The sequence below is a fragment of the Shewanella colwelliana ATCC 39565 genome (assembly GCF_000518705.1).
Lineage (GTDB): Bacteria > Pseudomonadota > Gammaproteobacteria > Enterobacterales > Shewanellaceae > Shewanella > Shewanella colwelliana.
Map to the genome: position 1 here is coordinate 259957 of NZ_KI912479.1, position 19676 is coordinate 279632.

16 protein-coding genes are annotated in these 19676 nt (G+C 44.5%); 6 read left to right on the top strand and 10 right to left on the bottom strand.

Annotated features, from left to right (window positions below):
• Window positions 1-88 precede the first annotated feature (88 nt).
• From L876_RS0117380 to rmuC, 6 genes are all read right to left on the bottom strand, one after another.
• Window positions 89-2119 (bottom strand): transglutaminase TgpA family protein, encoded by a 2031-nt coding sequence (locus L876_RS0117380; protein ID WP_028764965.1) that lies wholly within the window; start codon window positions 2117-2119, stop codon window positions 89-91.
• Window positions 2116-3108, bottom strand: a complete 993-nt coding sequence (locus L876_RS0117385) for a DUF58 domain-containing protein (protein WP_051413173.1) — start codon at window positions 3106-3108, stop codon at window positions 2116-2118. The genes L876_RS0117380 and L876_RS0117385 overlap by 4 nt, the downstream gene beginning before the upstream one ends.
• 5 nt (window positions 3109-3113) lie before the next feature.
• Window positions 3114-4025 (bottom strand): AAA family ATPase, encoded by a 912-nt coding sequence (locus L876_RS0117390; RefSeq protein ID WP_028764967.1) that lies wholly within the window; start codon window positions 4023-4025, stop codon window positions 3114-3116.
• An 87-nt stretch (window positions 4026-4112) separates the two neighbouring features.
• The gene (locus L876_RS0117395) at window positions 4113-4853 is read right to left on the bottom strand and encodes an EAL domain-containing protein (RefSeq protein ID WP_028764968.1); all 741 of its coding nucleotides are present in this window, start codon (window positions 4851-4853) and stop codon (window positions 4113-4115) included.
• Window positions 4854-4977: 124 nt separating this feature from the next.
• On the bottom strand, window positions 4978-6909 hold the full coding sequence (locus L876_RS0117400) for a transglycosylase SLT domain-containing protein (protein WP_037429157.1): 1932 nt from the start codon (window positions 6907-6909) through the stop codon (window positions 4978-4980).
• A gap of 65 nt (window positions 6910-6974) precedes the next feature.
• The gene (gene rmuC / locus L876_RS0117405) at window positions 6975-8471 is read right to left on the bottom strand and encodes a DNA recombination protein RmuC (RefSeq protein WP_028764970.1); all 1497 of its coding nucleotides are present in this window, start codon (window positions 8469-8471) and stop codon (window positions 6975-6977) included.
• A 174-nt stretch (window positions 8472-8645) separates the two neighbouring features.
• Here rmuC and msrP point away from each other — a divergent pair, with 174 nt between their 5' ends.
• Window positions 8646-9677 carry a protein-methionine-sulfoxide reductase catalytic subunit MsrP gene (gene msrP / locus L876_RS0117410; RefSeq protein WP_037429159.1) on the top strand — a complete coding sequence of 344 codons (1032 nt, stop codon included), beginning with the start codon at window positions 8646-8648 and terminating at the stop codon, window positions 9675-9677.
• A 55-nt stretch (window positions 9678-9732) separates the two neighbouring features.
• Window positions 9733-10362 carry a protein-methionine-sulfoxide reductase heme-binding subunit MsrQ gene (gene msrQ, locus L876_RS0117415; protein WP_028764972.1) on the top strand — a complete coding sequence of 210 codons (630 nt, stop codon included), beginning with the start codon at window positions 9733-9735 and terminating at the stop codon, window positions 10360-10362.
• Here msrQ and L876_RS0117420 read toward each other — a convergent pair.
• A complete protein-coding gene (locus L876_RS0117420) occupies window positions 10339-11541 on the bottom strand; it encodes a GGDEF domain-containing protein (protein WP_162149009.1) in 1203 nt (400 codons plus the stop codon). The genes msrQ and L876_RS0117420 overlap by 24 nt on opposite strands.
• 129 nt (window positions 11542-11670) lie before the next feature.
• Window positions 11671-12666 carry an ABC transporter substrate-binding protein gene (locus L876_RS0117425; RefSeq protein ID WP_028764974.1) on the bottom strand — a complete coding sequence of 332 codons (996 nt, stop codon included), beginning with the start codon at window positions 12664-12666 and terminating at the stop codon, window positions 11671-11673.
• Window positions 12667-12885: 219 nt separating this feature from the next.
• On the opposite strand from L876_RS0117425, the gene L876_RS0117430 reads away from it, so the two are divergent.
• Window positions 12886-14532: a methyl-accepting chemotaxis protein gene (locus L876_RS0117430; RefSeq protein WP_028764975.1), complete on the top strand. Its 1647-nt coding sequence runs from the start codon at window positions 12886-12888 to the stop codon at window positions 14530-14532.
• Between the two features lie 34 nt (window positions 14533-14566).
• On the opposite strand, the gene L876_RS0117435 is transcribed toward L876_RS0117430, so the two are convergent.
• Window positions 14567-14887 carry a hypothetical protein gene (locus L876_RS0117435; protein ID WP_028764976.1) on the bottom strand — a complete coding sequence of 107 codons (321 nt, stop codon included), beginning with the start codon at window positions 14885-14887 and terminating at the stop codon, window positions 14567-14569.
• A 197-nt stretch (window positions 14888-15084) separates the two neighbouring features.
• Here L876_RS0117435 and L876_RS0117440 point away from each other — a divergent pair, with 197 nt between their 5' ends.
• Genes L876_RS0117440 through L876_RS22030 form a run of 3 tightly spaced genes read left to right on the top strand, consistent with a single transcriptional unit; the run spans window position 15085 to window position 18006 of the window.
• Window positions 15085-15579: a putative 4-hydroxy-4-methyl-2-oxoglutarate aldolase gene (locus L876_RS0117440; protein WP_028764977.1), complete on the top strand. Its 495-nt coding sequence runs from the start codon at window positions 15085-15087 to the stop codon at window positions 15577-15579.
• 31 nt (window positions 15580-15610) lie between these two features.
• Window positions 15611-17434 carry an AsmA family protein gene (locus L876_RS0117445; protein ID WP_028764978.1) on the top strand — a complete coding sequence of 608 codons (1824 nt, stop codon included), beginning with the start codon at window positions 15611-15613 and terminating at the stop codon, window positions 17432-17434.
• A complete protein-coding gene (locus L876_RS22030; protein ID WP_051413174.1) occupies window positions 17434-18006 on the top strand; it encodes a BsuPI-related putative proteinase inhibitor in 573 nt (190 codons plus the stop codon). Before L876_RS0117445 ends, L876_RS22030 begins: the two co-directional genes overlap by 1 nt.
• Before the next feature lie 87 nt (window positions 18007-18093).
• Here the strand turns inward: L876_RS22030 and L876_RS0117455 are convergent, their stop codons facing one another.
• A complete protein-coding gene (locus L876_RS0117455) occupies window positions 18094-19635 on the bottom strand; it encodes a lytic transglycosylase (protein ID WP_028764979.1) in 1542 nt (513 codons plus the stop codon).
• Window positions 19636-19676 lie beyond the last annotated feature (41 nt).

Genomic DNA, 19676 nt, shown 5'->3' on the forward strand with positions numbered 1-19676 from the left:
TGATAAACCATTCTATGTGTTTCTTAGTTCATGTCCAATAAAAGCCATTAAAATGGCTGATTATTAGATGATTTTGCTGGAAAAAACATCATGGTGCTATCTTAGTTTTATTTAGACGTAATATGGCTATTCTAGCCTGATGTAAAGTTTGTCTATAGCGATTTAAAACCCTTTTTCGCCCAGCATCACTCAAAGGCTTGTACTTAAGAGTGATATAGCAATCGATATAGGGATTAAGGGTTTCTCTTAGGCCTGGATAGTGTTGCAATACCCGCTTGTAATAGTCACTTGGAGACTCATTGATGGGCCTAGAGACCCCTTTTTTAGCTAGCATGATGCAGATCTGTTCGAATCCCGCGACCACCTTATCTTGCTGCCGAGAAAAGTGCAGTAACCCTACACTGTAGGCGATTGCAAGACCTATTGTGGCTAAAATCACTAACATGAAAATGGCAAGCTTAGTGCTTGTTACATCCCCAAGTAGTTTTTTCAAGATCATGCTTTGCCTTTCATTATCAAAGCCCAACACCCATTTGCTCCAGTAATAATCGATACTAGCCAATGATAGTCTCAGGTTATTAAGCAGTGGATATTGGCGTAATCTGAGCGTACTAAATGGACTTTCTAATAGGTAGCTTTGCTGCGGGTTAAAGAATGCATCAAATCCATCGTCTATTCGTGAAGGTGCTATCATCGCTGTGGGATCGTAGCGGGTCCAGCCAGACTGGGGTAGCCACACTTCGACCCACGCATGTGCCATATATTGATAAACACTGAGATAACCAGCGGTTCGGTTCCATTCACCACCTTGATAGCCTGTCACTAGCCGCGCGGGGAGACCTGTCGTACGGGCCATAAAGGCAAATGCACTGGCATAATGCACACAAAAACCTGCTTTATTTTCAAACAGAAAATCATCCAACTGCTGCGGCCCAACTTGGGGGGGTCGTAGGGTATAGAAGTAGGGCGACTCATTAAAATAGCGCATCATGGCAGTTAACCGCGCCTTGGGTTCGGGGTGATCTTTTTTGAACTGCAGTGCCAATGCCCGGGTCTTTGGATTGCCTTTTTCGGGTAATGCAAGGTTAAGAGCTTTGACGTTTGGTGCTAAGCGGCGGTCGAGTATCGCTTCTTTAAAGGAGCTGACTCGGTATTCGAGTTTTTTGTCGACTCGCGATACCGCATATAAACGGCCATCGGGCAGGTTGAGGATATCAGCTTCACTGCTATAAGCGAGGTCCATACCATACAACCAATGTTGACGGCTGGGTTCAGTGATCACTTCATAACTAAGAAACGGGCCTTGGGGTGGTTTTCTGTTCGCGGCGGCGTTGGCCGCTCTTTCAATTTTTTTGATACTCTCATCTTGCGTCCAACGTTTGCCATCGTAATTCTCCATAACCAGTGCGCGCCAATACAGTTCTGCGTTGTTTGGTTGCTCGGCATCAAAAGTGACCCGAAACGCTAACGCCGTAGAGCGGGTTAACTGATCAATATCACCAAATGACACCTCATCGGAGAGCCCGGTCGTGGCATTGTTAGCTGAAGGAACTAGCCAAAGTGGCGGTAATCTTGGCAGTACGACAAACAGAAACAGCGCAAGGGGGAGACTTTGCAGCATTAGTTGTGTTCCGAGGCGCGCTGTACTGCGCAGCGAATCGCTATTTCGATAGAGGCTGACTAATACACAGGTATTGATTGTGGCGACTAAAGTGAGCTGTATCGTAAACCACAAGCTCTGTTTCTCAATAAACGTGATGGCGATGAGAAAATAGCCCACTAGCACCACTGCACGCACGTCTCGACGATCTCGCATCTCGATATATTTAAGGGCGTAACCTAAAATAAGCAAGTTAATTAGTCCATTAAGCATCCCTATTTGACTGGTAACTAGGGCAAGCGTAATGGCCGATGCCACCGCTAGCGCCGTGACGAGGTAGCGTGGCGGCTTAGCGACTTTTCCGCTGAAGATACCGAGTCGCCACAGTAAACAGATGGCACATATTCCCATACTCCATGGCGTCATTTTGTCATACAGGGGTAATAACACCAGTGTATTGACCACGAGTAGCCAGAGTAGGCTCTGGCGACCAATAATCTCCCCTTGTGCGTGACTCATCCGAGGTTGCCCTTAGTGCTAATGCGATCTATCGTCGCTATCGCTTTAAGCGATGCTAAACGGTGATGCTGGCCTGTTGCCGGCATATATGTTTGGTTTGGAAGCACTAATCCAAAGGCTTGTTCTTGCTCGCTCAATTGGTCAACAGACCAAGTTAATTCACTGAGTTGAAGTTCTAAATCCGGGTGTTTGTCATTAAACGTTAGCCAGGTTGGTGCACTGAGTGGCTGTTCAAACTCTTTAGTTAACATGCCGCGCCCCTGAGCGAGCTGTTTCCATGCAATTTGATGTAGAGATTCACCAAACACGTAGGGCTTTAATCCCTTAAACTCCTCTACACCTTGAGTTGACCGGCCTCGTAGGGGTTGTTCAGTTGTGCCATCTTGTAGATGTTGATGCAATTGCGTCACGCTAGCGATAGGTGTGGCGAAAACGATCTGAGCATTATCAAGATCGACATTTGACCAAGCTCGGCATAGTCCGAGTGGATAACGAGATTCAACTTTAAGCCTGCCGGGGTGAGTCCACCCTCGGCGTTGGCTGGCAAAGGGGACTAAGGTTTGCACCGCTTTATCGGTGACATTGGCGACAGTTTGAGTTTCGTTGTCGCCGTAAGACAGCGTAACTTGGTATTGTACCTGATTGGCACTGAGGTAAACCGGATAGAGTACGGTTTGCCCAGCGTAAACGTGAGGGCCTGTTTTTGCTTCTAGGGTCATTCCCGCTAAATTACGATAGCTATAAATAATGCAAGTATTAAATAGGCTCAATAGCAATAAGCTAAGCGCGATAACCAAGTTGTTTTGATAATTGGTACCAAATAGGAACAGCAGAACCACCAGCAGCAACCAGATAAGGCCAAAGCCTGTGGGCAAGATAAAGATGCTTTTGTGGGCTAATGTCACTCGATTTTGTGGCGGTAGCCGCCGAGATAACCAGCCTTTCCACCAGCGTTGGTAAACGGTGTCTGTTGTCTGGTTCAAGTCCATACTGGTCACAATATTGGATTAGTACTATTGAGTAGTTTATGGGACAGCGCTTCTCCCTGTTGCTGGCTGACATGACGTAGCCTGTGTTCGGCAACAGCAGGAAATACCGCCTGCACATCTTCTGGCACTATGTAGTGTCTGCCTGCAATGAATGCCCATGCTTTTGCTGCGTTGAGCAGTGATTTGCTGGCTCTAGGGGATAGCCCATAACCTTCGTTTAGTTGGCGAGACCCATTAATAAGCGCCAAGATGTAGTTGAGCAACGCGTCGGAGGCTTTTACATCCAATACTTGCTGCTGTAGATTTTTTAATGTCATCGGATCGATACACTGTGGCAGATGGTTGCCTTGCACAGTCGTGCCTTCCCCTTTAAGCATTGCCAATTCAGCTTCGCTGTCGGGATAGCCGATAGAGAGGCGCATCATAAATCTATCTAGCTGTGATTCAGGTAACGGAAAAGTGCCTGACTGTTCGCTTGGGTTTTGCGTCGCTATCACAAAGAAGGGACTCGGTAAGGGGTGTGTAATCCCATCAACCGTTATCTGTTGCTCCGCCATCGCTTCTAACAGTGCACTTTGAGTTTTAGGGCTAGCACGGTTGATCTCATCGGCTAGCACCATCTGCTTAAAGATAGGCCCTGGATGGAATACGAATTGAGATTGTTCTTTATCAAAAATGGATACCCCCAAGATATCCGCTGGCAACATGTCACTGGTAAATTGTACTCTTTGATGGCTCAGGCCCAGACTTTGCGCTAGCCCCTGGGACAGACTGGTTTTCCCCATGCCTGGAAGATCTTCAATCAAAAGGTGTCCCTTGGCTAAAATACAGGTGATGGCCAACTTTATTTGCTGTGGTTTACCTAACAGTACCTGTTCGAGTTGCGCTAATAACGCGGTTATCGCTTGGTGAGACATAACTGTCCTTGTAGAGAGTGAGCCAACATTTATCAATATTCATTATCTCGAGTATCGCTTAACTATGCGATAGAACGGCTGTTTTGGCTAGCCAATAATGGTTTCTGTGTTGTCGTGTGCCTTGATAAGTTGTTTCAAGGCGACCCTAGGTTTGGCTGTGACAAAGTCCGTTTTAAATAGAAAGCCTTGCACTAAGTCGACGCCCAGTTCCTGTGCAGTATCGAGCTGTTTTGCGGTTTCAATACCTTCTAAAATAGTCAATTTTCCCGCAAATTTACCGTACTGAACTAAGGATTGAATGAGATAACGTTGCTGGCTACACGCAAGTTGGTTAAGCCAACTCATATCAAATTTTAGGCAACTCACTTGGCTCATCAATGCAAGCGACAGCATGGCATGGGGGGCACCAATATCATCGAGAGCGGTGTTAATCTGAGATAGATGTAGCTGAGTGACCAGTTTTTCAGATTTTTGTGCATCGTTAACGCAGGTATTTTCAATAATTTCAACGGTAAGGTGCCTATGCGTGACAAACTCACGAATAAAAAGAGGAAGATTTTCAAGATCAACTGCGTGTGGGTCTAGGTTGACAAAAAGCGCCAAATTAGGATTTGAATGGGCAATTTGTAACTGTTTTGCCGCCAGTTCAACTTGGGTTAGCAACGCAGGGTGATGATGCAGTCGATCGAATACCTGATTGGGTGCAATAGGGTTGTTATTGGGTGTAACAAAACGAGCGAGTGCTTCGTAGCCGTAAATTGTCCCAGTTTTGGCATTAACCAAAGGTTGGTACTCGCATCCCATAGTGAGCATTGCAAGATCTGTCATGATGCGTCGCTGTTAATCTAAATGATAATTATTAACACTTACTGGGCTGTGATCAAGGAATCTTTGATAATCAGTGATCTAACTGCTGCTAATTTGCACTAACAGATCTCTGATTAAGTCGACATTAGTAACGAAATGCGAGCTCCTGCTCAGAAAACAGCTGTGGTGGTTGCTGTTGCTTGATTTGATAAATGATGCGATAACTCAGCACAGCTTGAACATACTCTCGAGTTTCAGTGAAGGGGATAGATTCGATAAAACTCATGACATCTAACTGACCATCACTGACTGCTAGCCAGCGTTTGACTCTGTGTGGACCTGCATTGTAAGCGGCGGTCGCAAGTACTCTATTGCCGTTAAATTGCTCAAGCAGGCGTTTGTAGTAGCGACTACCCAGTTGGGTGTTAATGTCGATGTCATACAGGCTCTTTTGACCACGGTATTTTAGTTTTGATTTTTTAGCGGTCTCCTTCGCTGTTGCAGGCATCAATTGCATTAAACCTCGTGCGCCAACACCTGACGTGGCCCACGGATAAAAGGCGGATTCCCTGCGGGCAATTGCTCTGATCTCATTAATATCTACATTGACCTGTTGGCTGGCTTGCTTAAAGGCTTTGTCCGCGGCATAGGGAAAACGCATCGTCATATCATTCCAAAGTTGTGCTTGAATGCTCGCTTGGACGCCTAAATCATGCCACTGGCGCGCTTGGGCGAGCAGGCCATATTGAGCCCTTACGGCTTTTGGATGGCGATTAAGCATTAATACCCATTCTGCACGAGCATCGATGGTTTTATCGATTGCGAGTAGCTCTTCTACGCGGGCTAAGCCTGCGTCATGGTCTAGGCTGGTGTATATTTCAGCATCTTTAAGGGTTGTCTGATGCCCCAGTTGAAACTCAAGGCTTAGGGTATCGGCGGCACTGAAGCCGTAAAAATTGCGTTGCTTTGCTAGGTTAGCTAACCCTTGCTGCGTTAAGGTGTTCGCGTGCTGCGGGTATTTTGTTAGCCAATATTGCCAGCGTGCCTTTTGCTGTTTCTCTGGTGTAAGTAAGGTGAGAAGCTGCGGTAACTTTTCTTTATCGGCTTGGCGAATAGCCCAGCGGAGTCTGAGTTCGACTAAATCATCGCTATCGAGCAGCGGTAGCATGCTATCGATAAAGCTTTGCAGTGAGTCCTCTTGTCGTATGAGGGCTCGTTTAATCAAATAACGACTTAGTTTTCGTCCTTGATGATCACTAAAACGGTCCGCTTTTTGATACATCAAGTAGAGTTTTACCGCTTTGTTAAGATCTTTTTTTGCTAGACGACGAATACCTGCATCGACAATATCGGCGTTAATATTTGCTTTAGCGAGAAACGGTTTACTGTGCCTTAAGGTTCTTGGGTCTTTATAAACACTGAGCAAGCGCTGCGCATCGCTTTTATGTGTGGTGACCTTTTTTGCCAAAAACTTGAGTAGCCCATATTCACCTGCATTGAAAGCCAATAACATACGTGACCAGATTAAGTCTTGAGTGCGGTAGCCTGCTTTTTCCCATTCCGTGAATAGAGGATCACATTCCTTGGGGCGTGAGCGTCCATGTAGCCAGAGTTTGCTAGCTCCTTTATAAGCCAACTCAAGCTTACCAGCGGTTCTTTGGGCCCGATAGAAATAGCATTGCAGTACTAAGTTGTTAGGTTCGTCAGGACTGATAAGCAAAAAGTCTTGCCAGCGCTTTTGTTTACCAGCAGCCATTAGATAACGATAACGTGCTGTTTGATATAAAGGCGTGTCTTGAAAAGAGGCGATTGCGGTTAATGCCGTGCTGCCATCTAGCGATAAAATATCATCAATATTGGCATGAAAATCCAGATAGGGCGTTAATGGATAGCCCTTGAGCGTGTGACGCAGTGATTGATAGTCAGCCATTCTTCCTTGTGATAACGCTTCTCTGGCTTCGAGGTACTGCTGTTGATGTGCGCTTAGCGCGGATGCACTGGCACTCGTGCTTATCAACATCGCTATAAACAGTTGTAAAACTCGATAAGCAAAAATGCGATATAACGGCAATGGCATTTTTATTAACTCCTAGTTAACTTTCCCTATTAAATGTGGCGACTCACCACCAGGTTAACATTCCTTTAATTCAGTTTTGTGTCAAACGCTTGATGCTCATCTAACGCTTTATCCACCAGTTGTGCATCAAGCTGTTTAGTGGTGACGACACCAAGTTGCTGCATCTGATGAGCTTGACGAAGCAAATTTCCTTTGCCTGTGCTCAACTTACCCATTGCATTTTGGTAGCTTTTATCCAGAGAGTCGATGGCGCGGCCCACTTTGTCCATATCCTCTATGTAACCACACAATTTGTCATACATTTTACCCGCTTGCTTGGCGATCCGCTGCGCATTTTGGTTTTGATACTCATAACGCCAGATATTATTGATTGTTCTTAAGGCGACCAATAGATTGGTTGGGCTAACCAACATTATGTTGTTTTCAAGCGCATAGTTAACCAAGCTAGGATCATGTTCAATCGCTAACAAGAATGCAGGTTCGAGTGGAATAAACATTAGCACATAATCGAGGCTTTTTAAGCCATGCAACTGCTGGTAGTCCTTTTGACTGAGCCCTTTAATATGGGCTCGAATAGATTGGCAGTGTTCTTTAATGGCTGTCAGTTTAATCGCTTCATCGTCGCTATTGAAATAACGCTCATAGGCAACTAGTGACATTTTGGCATCAATCACTACATCTTTGTTTTCTGGTAGGTGAACAATGACATCGGGTTTAAATCGTTTACCCTGATCATTTTTAAGGTCTTGTTGGGTATCATATTCATGACCTTCACGCAGGCCGCTTTCTTGCAGTACCCGTTCTAAGATCACTTCACCCCAATTGCCCTGTTGCTTGTTGTCGCCTTTTAAGGCTTTGGTTAAATTAATGGCGTCTTGGCTCATCTGTAAGTTTAACGCTTTTAGCGATTCTAACTGGTGTTTGAACGCACTGCGCTCAGCTTGCTCTACGGTATATGACTCTTGGACCTGCTGACGAAAGCCCTCTAATTGTTGTTTGAAGGGGGACAGTATATGGCCTAATTGTTGTTGACTCTGGCTCTGTAGCTTTTCGCTTTTGGCATCAAATATTTTGTTGGCGAGGTTTTCAAACTGCTCACTTAAGCGCGTTTCTGAGGCGTTAAGTTGGGCGATTCTATCCTCTAAGGCTTGCGCTTCTGCTTGATGTTTCACCATTAAGGTTTGCTGCATCGCATTGGATTTTGACAAGGCAAGTTGGGTTTCTAACTGTTTACGTTGTGTTTGCTGCAACAGCTCTTCTAAATCATTGCAGCGCTGGGCTTGTGCTTGGCTCATGCCCAATAATGTCATTTGATGATCTAATTTCTGCTGCAGTGCATAATTATCTTGTTGCTTGTCTTCTAATGCAGCTTGAGTTAGTGCTTGTTGTTGGTTGAGTGCTTCAATCGCAACGGCGTGCTCATCAATCTGTTGTTGCTTAAGCTGCTGCCATCTGCTGCGAGTGAGGCGTTGATTGATCAGCGCACCGATAAGAATGGAGAGAAAGGCGACACCGGCCAATGCAATGATTTCAGGAACGGATAAGGAAAGGGCAACAGGCATAAAAGCAACACCAGTAATTTAAGATGGGTTAAGCGTCTCATGGGACACCTTAGTGTTCAATAGGTCAAAGGGTGTTTGCTTAACTCTTATGCGTTAATTATTTTTTATGTGAAATTTTTTGGCTCTTCGTGCTATCTATTGAGGTATGAGTTAAGCAATCACAGAGGTGTGTGAGTGAAAAGCACTAAATTTGGCAAGATTAAGTCTGCTTCTAGCTGGAATGAAAAAGAAAACAGTGTCACCCCGGAGGGCGTGTTTAATGACAGACGTAACATCATTAAAGCCTTAGGGCTTGGTGCGATAGGTGCAAGTATCCCCGGACATGTTCAGGCCGGCCTTTTTGAGCTGTTTGGAGAAAACAAAGCCGTTGATCCTTTTGTGACCCAAGTGCTCGACTTCACCAAAAACAGTGCATTTGGGTTAAAAGAGACACTCACCCCAATGCAAAAAGTGATAACCCATAATAATTTTTATGAGTTCGGCACCAGCAAAACAGATCCTGTTGATAATGCACAAGGTTTTAAAGTTGATCCTTGGGTATTAAAAATTGAAGGATTAGTGGATAACCCGCTAACGTTAGATTTAGATGATTTGACTAAGCTGTTTGCGCTCGAGGAGCGTATCTACCGTTTACGTTGTGTCGAGGCATGGTCGATGGTTGTTCCTTGGGTCGGTTTCTCATTGGCCTTATTACTTAAAAAGGCTGGGGTTAAATCGTCGGCAACCCACGTGGCGTTTGAGACCTTGTTTGACCCTGACCAGATGCCTGGTCAAAAGAGCCGTTTAATGGGCGGTGGTATTCACTATCCTTATATCGAAGGGCTACGCCTTGATGAAGCCATGAACGATTTATCATTTATGGCCGTGGGGTTATACGGCAAAACGTTACCCGCACAGAATGGTGCGCCGATCCGTTTAGTCGTCCCATGGAAATACGGTTTCAAGAGTATTAAATCGATTGTCCGTATCCGAGTGATGGATAAGCAACCGCCTACTAGTTGGAATCAACTTGCTGCCAATGAATATGGCTTTTACGCCAATGTGAACCCCGAGGTCGATCATCCAAGGTGGTCTCAAGCAACTGAGCGCCGTATCGGTGAGGGCGGTATATTTTCAGCAACTCGGATAGCAACAAAGCCATTTAATGGCTATGGGGAGCAAGTTGCGCACCTCTATAAAGGTATGGATTTAAGTCGGTTTTATTAGGCTATGCAGGTCTGTCGAAGATAACCCTCAGGTTTTGTGATTGGAGTAGTTTGTCGTGCGTTTATCCTTAAAACACCTTCTGCCAATCAAGGTGATGCTTCACCTGTTGGCAATTTTACCCTTCTGTTATCTGTTGTTTACTGTGCTGAGTGAACGTGCTGGTGGTGATCCGGTGCAGTATATTATTCATTATACAGGGATGGGCGCACTCAACGCCTTAGTTGCGGTATTACTGGTATCGCCGATTGCCAAACGATTTAAACTCGGGGTATTGATGCAGACTAGGCGTTTATTGGGCCTCTATGTGTTTGGCTATGCGTCTTTGCATATTTTTTCATTCTTGAGTTTAGATCTGTTATTTGAATGGCAATTGTTAGCCAGTGAGATTGTTAAACGTCCCTATATTTTGGTTGGTGCATCGGGCTATCTGATTTTGGTGCTATTGGCTGTTACCTCATTTAACCGTATTCGGCGGAAAATGGGCCGAAGCTGGCAAAATCTGCATAACAGTATTTATCTACTTGCGCTGCTGGCACCCATTCATTTTTACTGGTCAGTAAAGTCTGAAGTTATTGAGCCTTCTATTTATCTAGGGATATTTATTTGCTTGTTGATTGTCCGTTTTAAGTCAGCCAAATTAGTTAAAAAGACTAATGTGGCTTCAAAGAAAGTGAAGGTTGTTTAGTGCACTATTTGCGCTTTCACTGAACTGGTAGCTATTACCAGTCGTAAGCTTTGCAAGGTACATGTTATCGTCCGCTATCTTAATGAGGGCTTGACGGGCGACATCATCATTGGGCAGCAGGGCGATGCCTATGCTGGCCTCAAGCCGAACTTGATGGCTAGGTAGGTTTAGGGGTTGCGACAAATTTTTCAGTATTTTGTCGCATACCAATTTAACTTCTAATAGCCCACTGATAGGCTCAAGCCAGATAACAAACTCATCACCACCTATACGGGCACAAATATCAGAACTTCTTACTGATTTGAGTAAACGCGCTGCACACTCGACTAAGACTTGATCGCCAATGTGATGGCCTAAAGAATCGTTAATCTGTTTAAATTTGTCCAGATCGATAAACAACAAGGCGGCATGAATCCCTGTTCTATGGCACCGAGCGATGGCTGTATCGATTTGACGCTCGAAAGCACTGCGAGAATAAAGTTGGGTTAGGTCATCATGCTCAGCGACGAATTTGAGTTTTTCGTGTTGTGCTTGAAGTTGCTGAGTTTGTCGCTGAACTTCAAACTGAAGGGCTTCTTTTTTTATGGTGGTTTCGTTGAGCCTTAATGTCATTTTATTGAATTGCTCGGCGACGTCAGACAGCTCATTGTCTTGCTGTATCATAATTTTTGTCTGCAGATCGCCTTTGCTGAGGCGCAGGATCCCTTTAGTTAACCTAAGAAGGCTTTGGTTAAAAACTTTTAAGGTTGCTTGGATTTGATGTAAAAGCGCTAACGAGCCTAACAATAGGATACAGATGGCAAAATAGAGAATAATTTTCTGCTGGTGGGCAACATGTCGAATCATTAAGCTTTGCGCACTGGTTAACTCCTCGCTCATGGCTTGTAAGGTCATATTAAATCGTGCCGTTAACATACCATTGGTGCTTGTGATACCGTGTTTTGTCGTGGTGGCGAGGCCTTTATCTGCGAAGGTAAGTAGTGCTCCTAAATTGTCATTCATCCTAATTAGATTGGTAAAAATAGAGGTGATTGCAATTTTTTTGAAGTGGTGAGTACTAAGTTGTTGACTGAGAATGTCGTGGGCAGCTTTTGTTTGTGTTAACGCTTCTTCATCTTGGAATTCTTGCAGTATCCACAGCCGACTTCGTAAGGTGTCTACTGCATTTTCTGTCTGCATAATATAATCCAAGCGATCAAAGTTAGCGTCTTGTAGATGCTTTAAGGCAATAAAAGTCGCAATGATTATGCTGGTTAATAGTAAACTGATTAACAGAATAATTTTCAAGCGCGTGTTTATCATGGTGAGTTAATCTTCCTTGCTACTCTCTAAGACATGACGTAATGCTTTATCATTGAGTAAAGTCCTAAAATCAGGCACAGATAGTGCTATGGTCTTCTCTCTAGCGACTGCCCAACGTCCTTGTGTTTGTAAGTTGGATAATAGAGAGTTGTTTAAGGATAGCCGAAACACATAGTCACTCCAGGTCCACTCCAACTCATTTAGCGGCACTTTCAAGTATTCACTAATTATCTGTTTCGCCTGCAAAGGATATTTGGCTATGAACAACTGCGCTTCATCTATCGCTTTTAACACCTTTACATGCTGTCGATAATGGCTTTGAGCATGTTGTTTTGTACTCACCAAGTTGAAAGAGAGGTTATAAGTCCCTTTACTTGGAAATTGATAAATTTTATCGGGATGAGCTCGGTTGAGTTGATACCCAAAGGGTTCCCACACCGAAATAGCATCAACGTCTCCAGCGATCAGCGCAGGCCCTAAGTCTTGTGGTGGCAAATAGACTTTTTCTATACTGAGATCATGTTGTCCAGTGATAATTAAAAATGCATCAACAAAAAACTCACTGGCACTGGCTTTGACCATCCCTATTTTACGATGATTAAGATCGGTAATCGCTGGTTTTTCATCTGTGCCATAAGTTATCAACTTTAGATCATTATCAGATTCAACAAAGCTAGCTAATAGGCGAAAGTCTTGCCGCTCAAAGCTGTTGAACATGACAACAGACTCCGAACTTGTCGCTAAGTCAGCTTGGCCCGTCATCATGGCTTCAAAACAGAGGTGCCCGCCTCGAAATGGCATCAGTTCAACATCTATTTTATGTTTTTTAAAAATCTCTAATTGGCGCGCGATAATAATCGGTGCACTTAATGGTGTCGTTGACATGGCAATACGTAGTTTATCTGTCGGTTCCATGTCTGCCGATTGGGATAGATAATATCCAGATCCAACGCCTCCGACGGCTAGGAGCAGAATAGCGGTGTAAATCGCAAGTTTTTTCATTAAACCCTTTGAGTATAAAGCGGATGTTGTTTTTTAAGTTTAGAGCGTTACTGTGATCTCGCTTAATTTTTTGTGCTTTAGCTATCACTAAATAGATATTACCGAAAATTGGTGGGTGATCTTAGGCAACGGATTACTGTTGGCAACCTTTGACAAAAGTAGCTTGATGAACAAGATTTAAAGGAATAGCGTCCTCAGCATGTATGGCGAGGTGGGAAGATGGAATCAATAAACAACTTGTTTAGAAAGATCAAAATATCTAGTCGGTTGATCGTGATGTTAGCATTAGCCATTGTCGCCACCATCATCATGTTTATGTTTGCGTTAACAAACATTGAGGGGTTATTGCTGGCGGAGAAACAAGCAAAATTGTCATCACTGTCTGATGTGGGGGAGAAGGTGATTGCTCGTTACTACGATAGTGCTCAGCAAGGGATGATGAGTGAAGATGAGGCAAAGACTGCAGCGATAAAAGCACTGGATATGCTGCGTTACAGTGGTAATGAATATTTTTGGACCTTAGATAGGCAAGGTAATATGGTCCAGCACGCTTTTGCTAAGAAGTTGGTCGGCACAAATGTACTTGGAATGAAAGATCCAAATGGTGTGCTGTTGTTTCAGGAGGTGGTGACTGGCACAGCAAATTCCGATTATGCACTAATTAACTATATGTGGAACAAACCTAATGCAACGGCACCCAGCCCGAAAATGAGTGTTGTTAAACGGTTTAAGCCGTGGGGTTGGATAGTAGGAACGGGCATATATGTCGACGATATTGATCAACAGATGACGGCGTTTGCGCTAAGCTATTTTGTTATCGCTATCTTAGTATGGCTACCCGTTATTCTGCTACTTTGGCTGATTTCACGAAGCATCTCTGCACCAATGAAACAAACCATCGCAGCGTTTGAGAATATAGCTAGTGGCGATGGGGATTTAACGCTACGGCTGAAAGCGTCTGGTAATGATGAACTGCAACAAGTCGCAGCCAGTTTCAATGCGTTTGTGACTAAAATTCAATCCTTAGTTACCTCAGTTTCTGCATCGGTAAGCCATAGTCGCGATCTCGCTGTTGGACTGGCCGATATCTCTGCTGAGGCAAGTACTGTCACTAGTAATATGCAGGCTGAAACCGAGAGTGTGGCGACAGCCATCAATGAGATGTCTATGGCGGCATCTGAAGTGGCGTCAAATGCACAACTTGCGGCCGATAGCGCAAGTGATGCAGACGGTCAAGCCGATAGAACCAACCAAGTGGTTGATAGTGCTGTCGCAAAAATCACCTCGCTATCACAAGAGTTAGAAGTCTCTTCGAGAGTGACCCAGGAACTACAGGTCAGTTCGAGCAAAATTGGTCAAATACTCGATGTTATCGTTGGCATTGCAGAGCAAACTAATTTGCTGGCGCTTAATGCGGCTATTGAGGCTGCGCGAGCAGGTGAAGCTGGTCGTGGTTTTGCTGTTGTGGCGGATGAGGTACGTACCCTGGCTAGTCGAACTCAAGAGTCAACCCAAGAGATCAATAGTATTATCGATGCAATTAGAGATGCGATAGAGAGCGTTAACAACTCGGTAATACGTGCTAAGGACCAATCGGCAGAAACGGTTTCAGAAACTGCCGAAGTGGTTGATTCATTGGGAATGATAAAGTCATCGATAAAACAGATCTCTGATATGAATATTCAAATTGCCGCGGCGACAGAAGAGCAGAGCGCTGTGATCGCCGAGCTTAATATGAACGTGACCAGAATCAACGATATCTCCCTCGAAAATCAACAAAAGAGTGTTCAAATTGGTGATGCCAGCGAGATGATTAAAGCCGGTTCTAGTGAATTAGAGACCTTAGTCTCAAGCTTTAAAGTGTAATGTAAATGGCCTGTTTCCTAGCGGAGTTGGGCCATTAACGTTTTTCGGCTTGCTGTTGCATGATAGCGACCACTTGGTCAAAGGTGATCTCATACTCCCGTGAGAGATGGATGATCTTAGTTCTATAGGTTTGCAACAGTTCTTGTTGACGCTGCTTATGTTTCTCATCATCGACAAGTTTATTGACCACCTCTTGTAATATGAGCAATCTTCTCAAATTATAATCAAGTGACGTTAAGTAGGTTTCCATCTGATTATGGGTGCGAGCTTGCTCTAGTCCGCTGGTATTTTTTTTGTCATAACCATATTTATCGAGTGCGGCAATTGCGTGATTTAATTCATCTGTCTGGTTCATTCTAAATCGCTATGGGTTGACGGATTAATCGGAACACCAGTATGAAATGGCATTAGGTTTTACTTAAGTGTCGATTATAGAGTGAGATCAAGGTGAGTAAAAGCAATTGATTTTTTATTCATCAATTTTTAATTTTTTTGACTATTAATTATAGTAAATTAGAGAGCGAACCCATTAATTTTGCCATGGAGGCATCTATGTTAGACCTACTTCCTGATCTATTCGATAACTATGAAGAGCAACTTCATTTACTTGCCCCTCATTACCAGCAATATGGGCATAAAAACATATTTTGGGGCGAAATTGTCACGGTTAAGTGCCATGAGGATAACTCAAAAGTTAAGCAGGTCTTAGCACAACCTGGTGAGGGTAAAGTGTTAGTGGTCGATGGCGGCGCTTCAAATCGGCGGGCATTGCTTGGGGATATGATCGCGCAAAGTGCTGTCGATAATGGTTGGAGTGGGATAGTGATCAATGGTTACGTTAGAGATGTGGCAGCACTAAAAACAATGCCTATCGGTATACAAGCACTTGGTGCTAATCCGATTAAAACAGATAAGCGCGATATCGGGGATGTTAATGTTACTGTCGAGATAGATCGCGTTATAATTAAACCAGGCATGATGCTGTATGCCGATGATAATGGTATTGCGGTCACCGATGAAGCATTGTCATTGTCACATCTTCTTTAAGTTGTTGGTATAACTCCAGATGGAATCTGTTATGAAAATAGTAAAATGGATACTTATTGCTTTTGTGTCGTTATTTATCCTATTGGTTGGATATTTAACCCTTGTTTTCGATCCGAATGATTTTAAGCCGCAAATTGTTGATGCGGTTAAAGAGCAAACGGGTCGTGAGTTGCGTATTAACCAAGATTTAAGTTGGACCTTCTTTCCTAGCATAGGTATTGCGCTGGGTGATATTAGCTTATCTAACCCTACAGGCTTTAAAAATAGCGATATGGTTAAGGTTAATAATATGGTTGCCGAAGTTGCGTTAATGCCGCTGCTAAGTAAGGAGGTTGAAATTTCACAACTAAACTTAGATGGCTTAACCGTATATTTAGACACCTATAAAGATGGTCGCACTAGTTTAGATGGATTAAATGGCAAAGAGGGCGCTAAGTCTGAATCACAAGCACCTGATCAAGCGGGCAGTGGTGCACAAATTAAGCGGTTAAATATTGGTGGCGTTACGATTACCAATACCCAGATCCACCTGTTCGATGAAGCCTCCACAACCACGCAGTTGTTTGTGCTTGAAAAATTTGCTCTTGGTGAGTTTTCGTTGGGACAGGTTGCTGATTTTTCTTATCGTTTTACCGCCACATTACCTGATATGTTTGTGAGCAGCGAAGGCGCTGGGCAATTGACCGTGGCAGAAAACCTGGCACAAATTAAAATTGAGAATTTTGCTATCAGCAACGACATTAAAGGTGAAGCGATACTCAATAAAGCGATGACAGTGGCACTTAAGACTAGCTTAACCTTGGATCTCAACCAAAAACAGGTGAGTGGTTTGCTGTCTGAGTTTTCTGCCATTGAGATACAAGCCAGTGGTAAGTTTGATGTTGATTATGGTGCCAAGGTGCCGGCTATTGTGGCGTCGCTTGAGTTGGGCGATATTGATTTAGATAAGTTGATGCCTAAAAGTGACACGGACCAGGAACAGACCACACAAACGGCTTCAGGTTCTGCCAAAGAGCCTGATCTGTCTGGAATGAAAGCGGTTAACCTTAAGTTTGACATGCGGATAAAATCGGTGACCGTGGCCAAACTAAAAACCACTAACTGGATGATGAAACTGGGGCTAAAAGATGGGGTGCTAGACTTAAGCCAACTTTCTGCCGATCTTTATCAAGGCAAGTTGCAAGCCAAGGCACAGCTAGATGGACGTCAGTCCGTTGCGAGTTATCGTTTTGACAAATCAATTTCCGGCATTCAGGTTCGACCGCTGTTGACTGATGCAGCTGGCGTTGACATGCTTGCTGGTACCACTAATTTCTCTGTATCGGGTTCAGGTAAGAGCTTAATTCCCGATAATATAAAGCGTAATTTAGTGGCAAAAGGACAATTTGAAGTGGCTGATGGAGCGCTGTATGGTGTCAATATTCCGCAAATGATCCGCGATGCACAGGCTAAATTAAGCGGTGATCTCAGTGCTAGTGGTGCTGGAGAGAAAAAAACCGACTTTACCAGCCTTACGGGGAGCTTCTCGATGGCAAAAGGGGTAGTAACAAATCCCGACTTAGCCATGGCCTCGCCGTTAATTCGTCTAGCAGGCAAAGGAACTGTGAATGCTATTTCTGAGGCGATTGATTACAAGTTAACCTCCTCTGTGGTTGGCTCATTAGAGGGGCAAGGCGGTGGCGAGCGTGATGCATTACAAGGTATTGAGATCCCATTTTCAATTACAGGTACTGCCACTGAGCCCAAATTTGGTCTAGATACTGAAGCACTTTTCGATGCCAAATTGAAGCAAGAAACAGAAAAGGCGACAGAAAAGTTAAAAGATGGCTTGTTTAAAAAGCTTGGTGGTTTCTAATGCGGAACAGGTTAAAACTATTGCTCCACTGTGCGGTGCTTTCTGCTGTGTCTGGTTGTAGTTCAACGACACTTTCTGCCGCCTCTGATGCTAAAAATGTGCCTAACGTGGTCAAGTCGAGTCGCTATGGTGACGATGATCATCGCATGGTTTTAGGTAAAGGTGCCGAACCATTAATGCCGACAGTGATCGATCCTGTCACGGTTGAGGGAGTGCTTAAAGGTCAGCTAAGCACTGTTGGTGTCGAGAAAGGCTTAAAAGTACTGTTAACCGTGACCAACCCCAAACCTTACGGCGTACCGATTCAGTATCGTTCGGGGAAAACTGCCGATCTTTGGGTGGTCGATTCGTCGGGTGGGCGGTTATGGGCTTGGTCAGATGGCATGATGTTCACTCAAGTCATACGCGATATTGTCGTTGGCGCGGGTGACGAGTTTACAGTGGCTTTTACGATAACAGCTGAGCAATTGACCCGTTTCCCTAAGGGGTGCCTACTCGTGGCTAAGTATGCGGGCGCTGCAACCGAATCAAGCCAAGTTGCCCTTGCTGATGTGATATTGCCGCTGCCTTAATTTGTTAAGCGTGAAAAAAAAGCGATGTCATGGACATCGCTTTTTTATTGCTGCGAAACGTTATGCGTGATGCTTTTTTACTTGAGCTTATACTCGCGTTCTGGTCACATCGACATATAGGGTTAGCTTTTGCCCCGGTTGTAAGTACTTTTGATTTGATAAAGCATTCCACTGTACTAGCTGCGCAACAGTGACCTTGAACTTACTAGCAATCCGAGCCAAAGAGTCACCAGAACGAACGGTATAATTGACGGTTCGGGTGATTTTGTTGCCGCTTGGCGCTGATTGCCAGATCACTAATTTCTGCCCAAGGTTAAGCGTATCTTTTGGCGCCATACCATTCCATCTGGCGAGACTCGATACTTTAACTTTGTGCTGCTTGGCAATTTTCCACAAGGAATCACCGCTAACAACCGTGTAGTAACTTTTTTGTCCTCGGCCACTGCTTGATTGACGCTTTTCGAGGCGTTGATTAGCAGACAGTAAATACTGTGAAGGGTCTTTGGCCGCAACAGGAATTAGCAGGTATTTACCAGCGATAATCCTGTTGTTTTTAATATCGTTTACGGCTCTAAGGGCCGAGGGTGTGGTGTTATAACGCTGGGCAATAAGACCTAAGCTATCACCGGAACGGATTTTATAGCGCTGCCATTTTAGCCTGTCTTTACTGTCACTATTAGCTAAGGCGATTGTAAACTGCTCCGCTTTGTCTACTGGCACCACTAAGTGATGGGGGCCATTTGGCGCAGTTGCCCATTGATTAAAACCAGGATTAAGCGAATGTAGCTCAGTTAGACTCATTTGTGCCATTTGAGCGGCAAGCGCTAAGTCAATTTGACTACCAATATCAATAACGGTTAGCTGTGGTTCATTACTGATGGGGTGCAGTGATATGCCATACGCGTCAGCATTTTTGATCACATCGGCCAGTGCCAGCAACTGTGGCACATAACGCTCGGTTTCCCGAGGTAGGTCGAGTGACCAAAAATCGGTGTGCTCGCCATTATTTTTATTACGTCTTACGGCATTGCGCACTCGACCTTCGCCGGTATTATAGGCCGCTATGGCATAAAGCCAGTTTTGATAGGTTTTACCATAGAGGTATTCAAGCATATCTAGCGCTGCGGTCGTGGCAGCAGGTACGTCGCGACGGCCGTCATACCACCAGTTCATCTCTAGACCAAAATGTTTCGCCATGGGGGCGGTAAATTGCCACAAGCCAGAAGCCGCACCATGAGAATAGGCAAATGGGTCAAAAGCACTTTCAACGATAGGTAACAGTGCAAGCTCAATGGGCAGCCCTCTGCGTTCAATCTCATCAACAATGAGAAACATAAAGGGGGTCGCGCGCTCGGATACGCGTTGCAGATGCTGTGGATGTTTAATGTACCAATCGCGATATTGATTCACCAATTTCTGATCGGGGATAGGCATTGCTAAACCGAGGCGAATGCGTTGCCATACATCGGTTATCTCAATGGGGGTTGGCGCAACAACTTCCTTGTCGATAGCGACAATCGTCTCAGGCGGCTTAATTGTGACAGGAGCCGGGGTTGGCTGCTCAGTCAAATTTTGACAACCAGCAAGCAGGGTCAATCCCCCTGCTATAAAGACAAAAGGTAAGCGCATCGAAAAATCCTCACAAGATGTCCCTCTATCAAAACCCATCA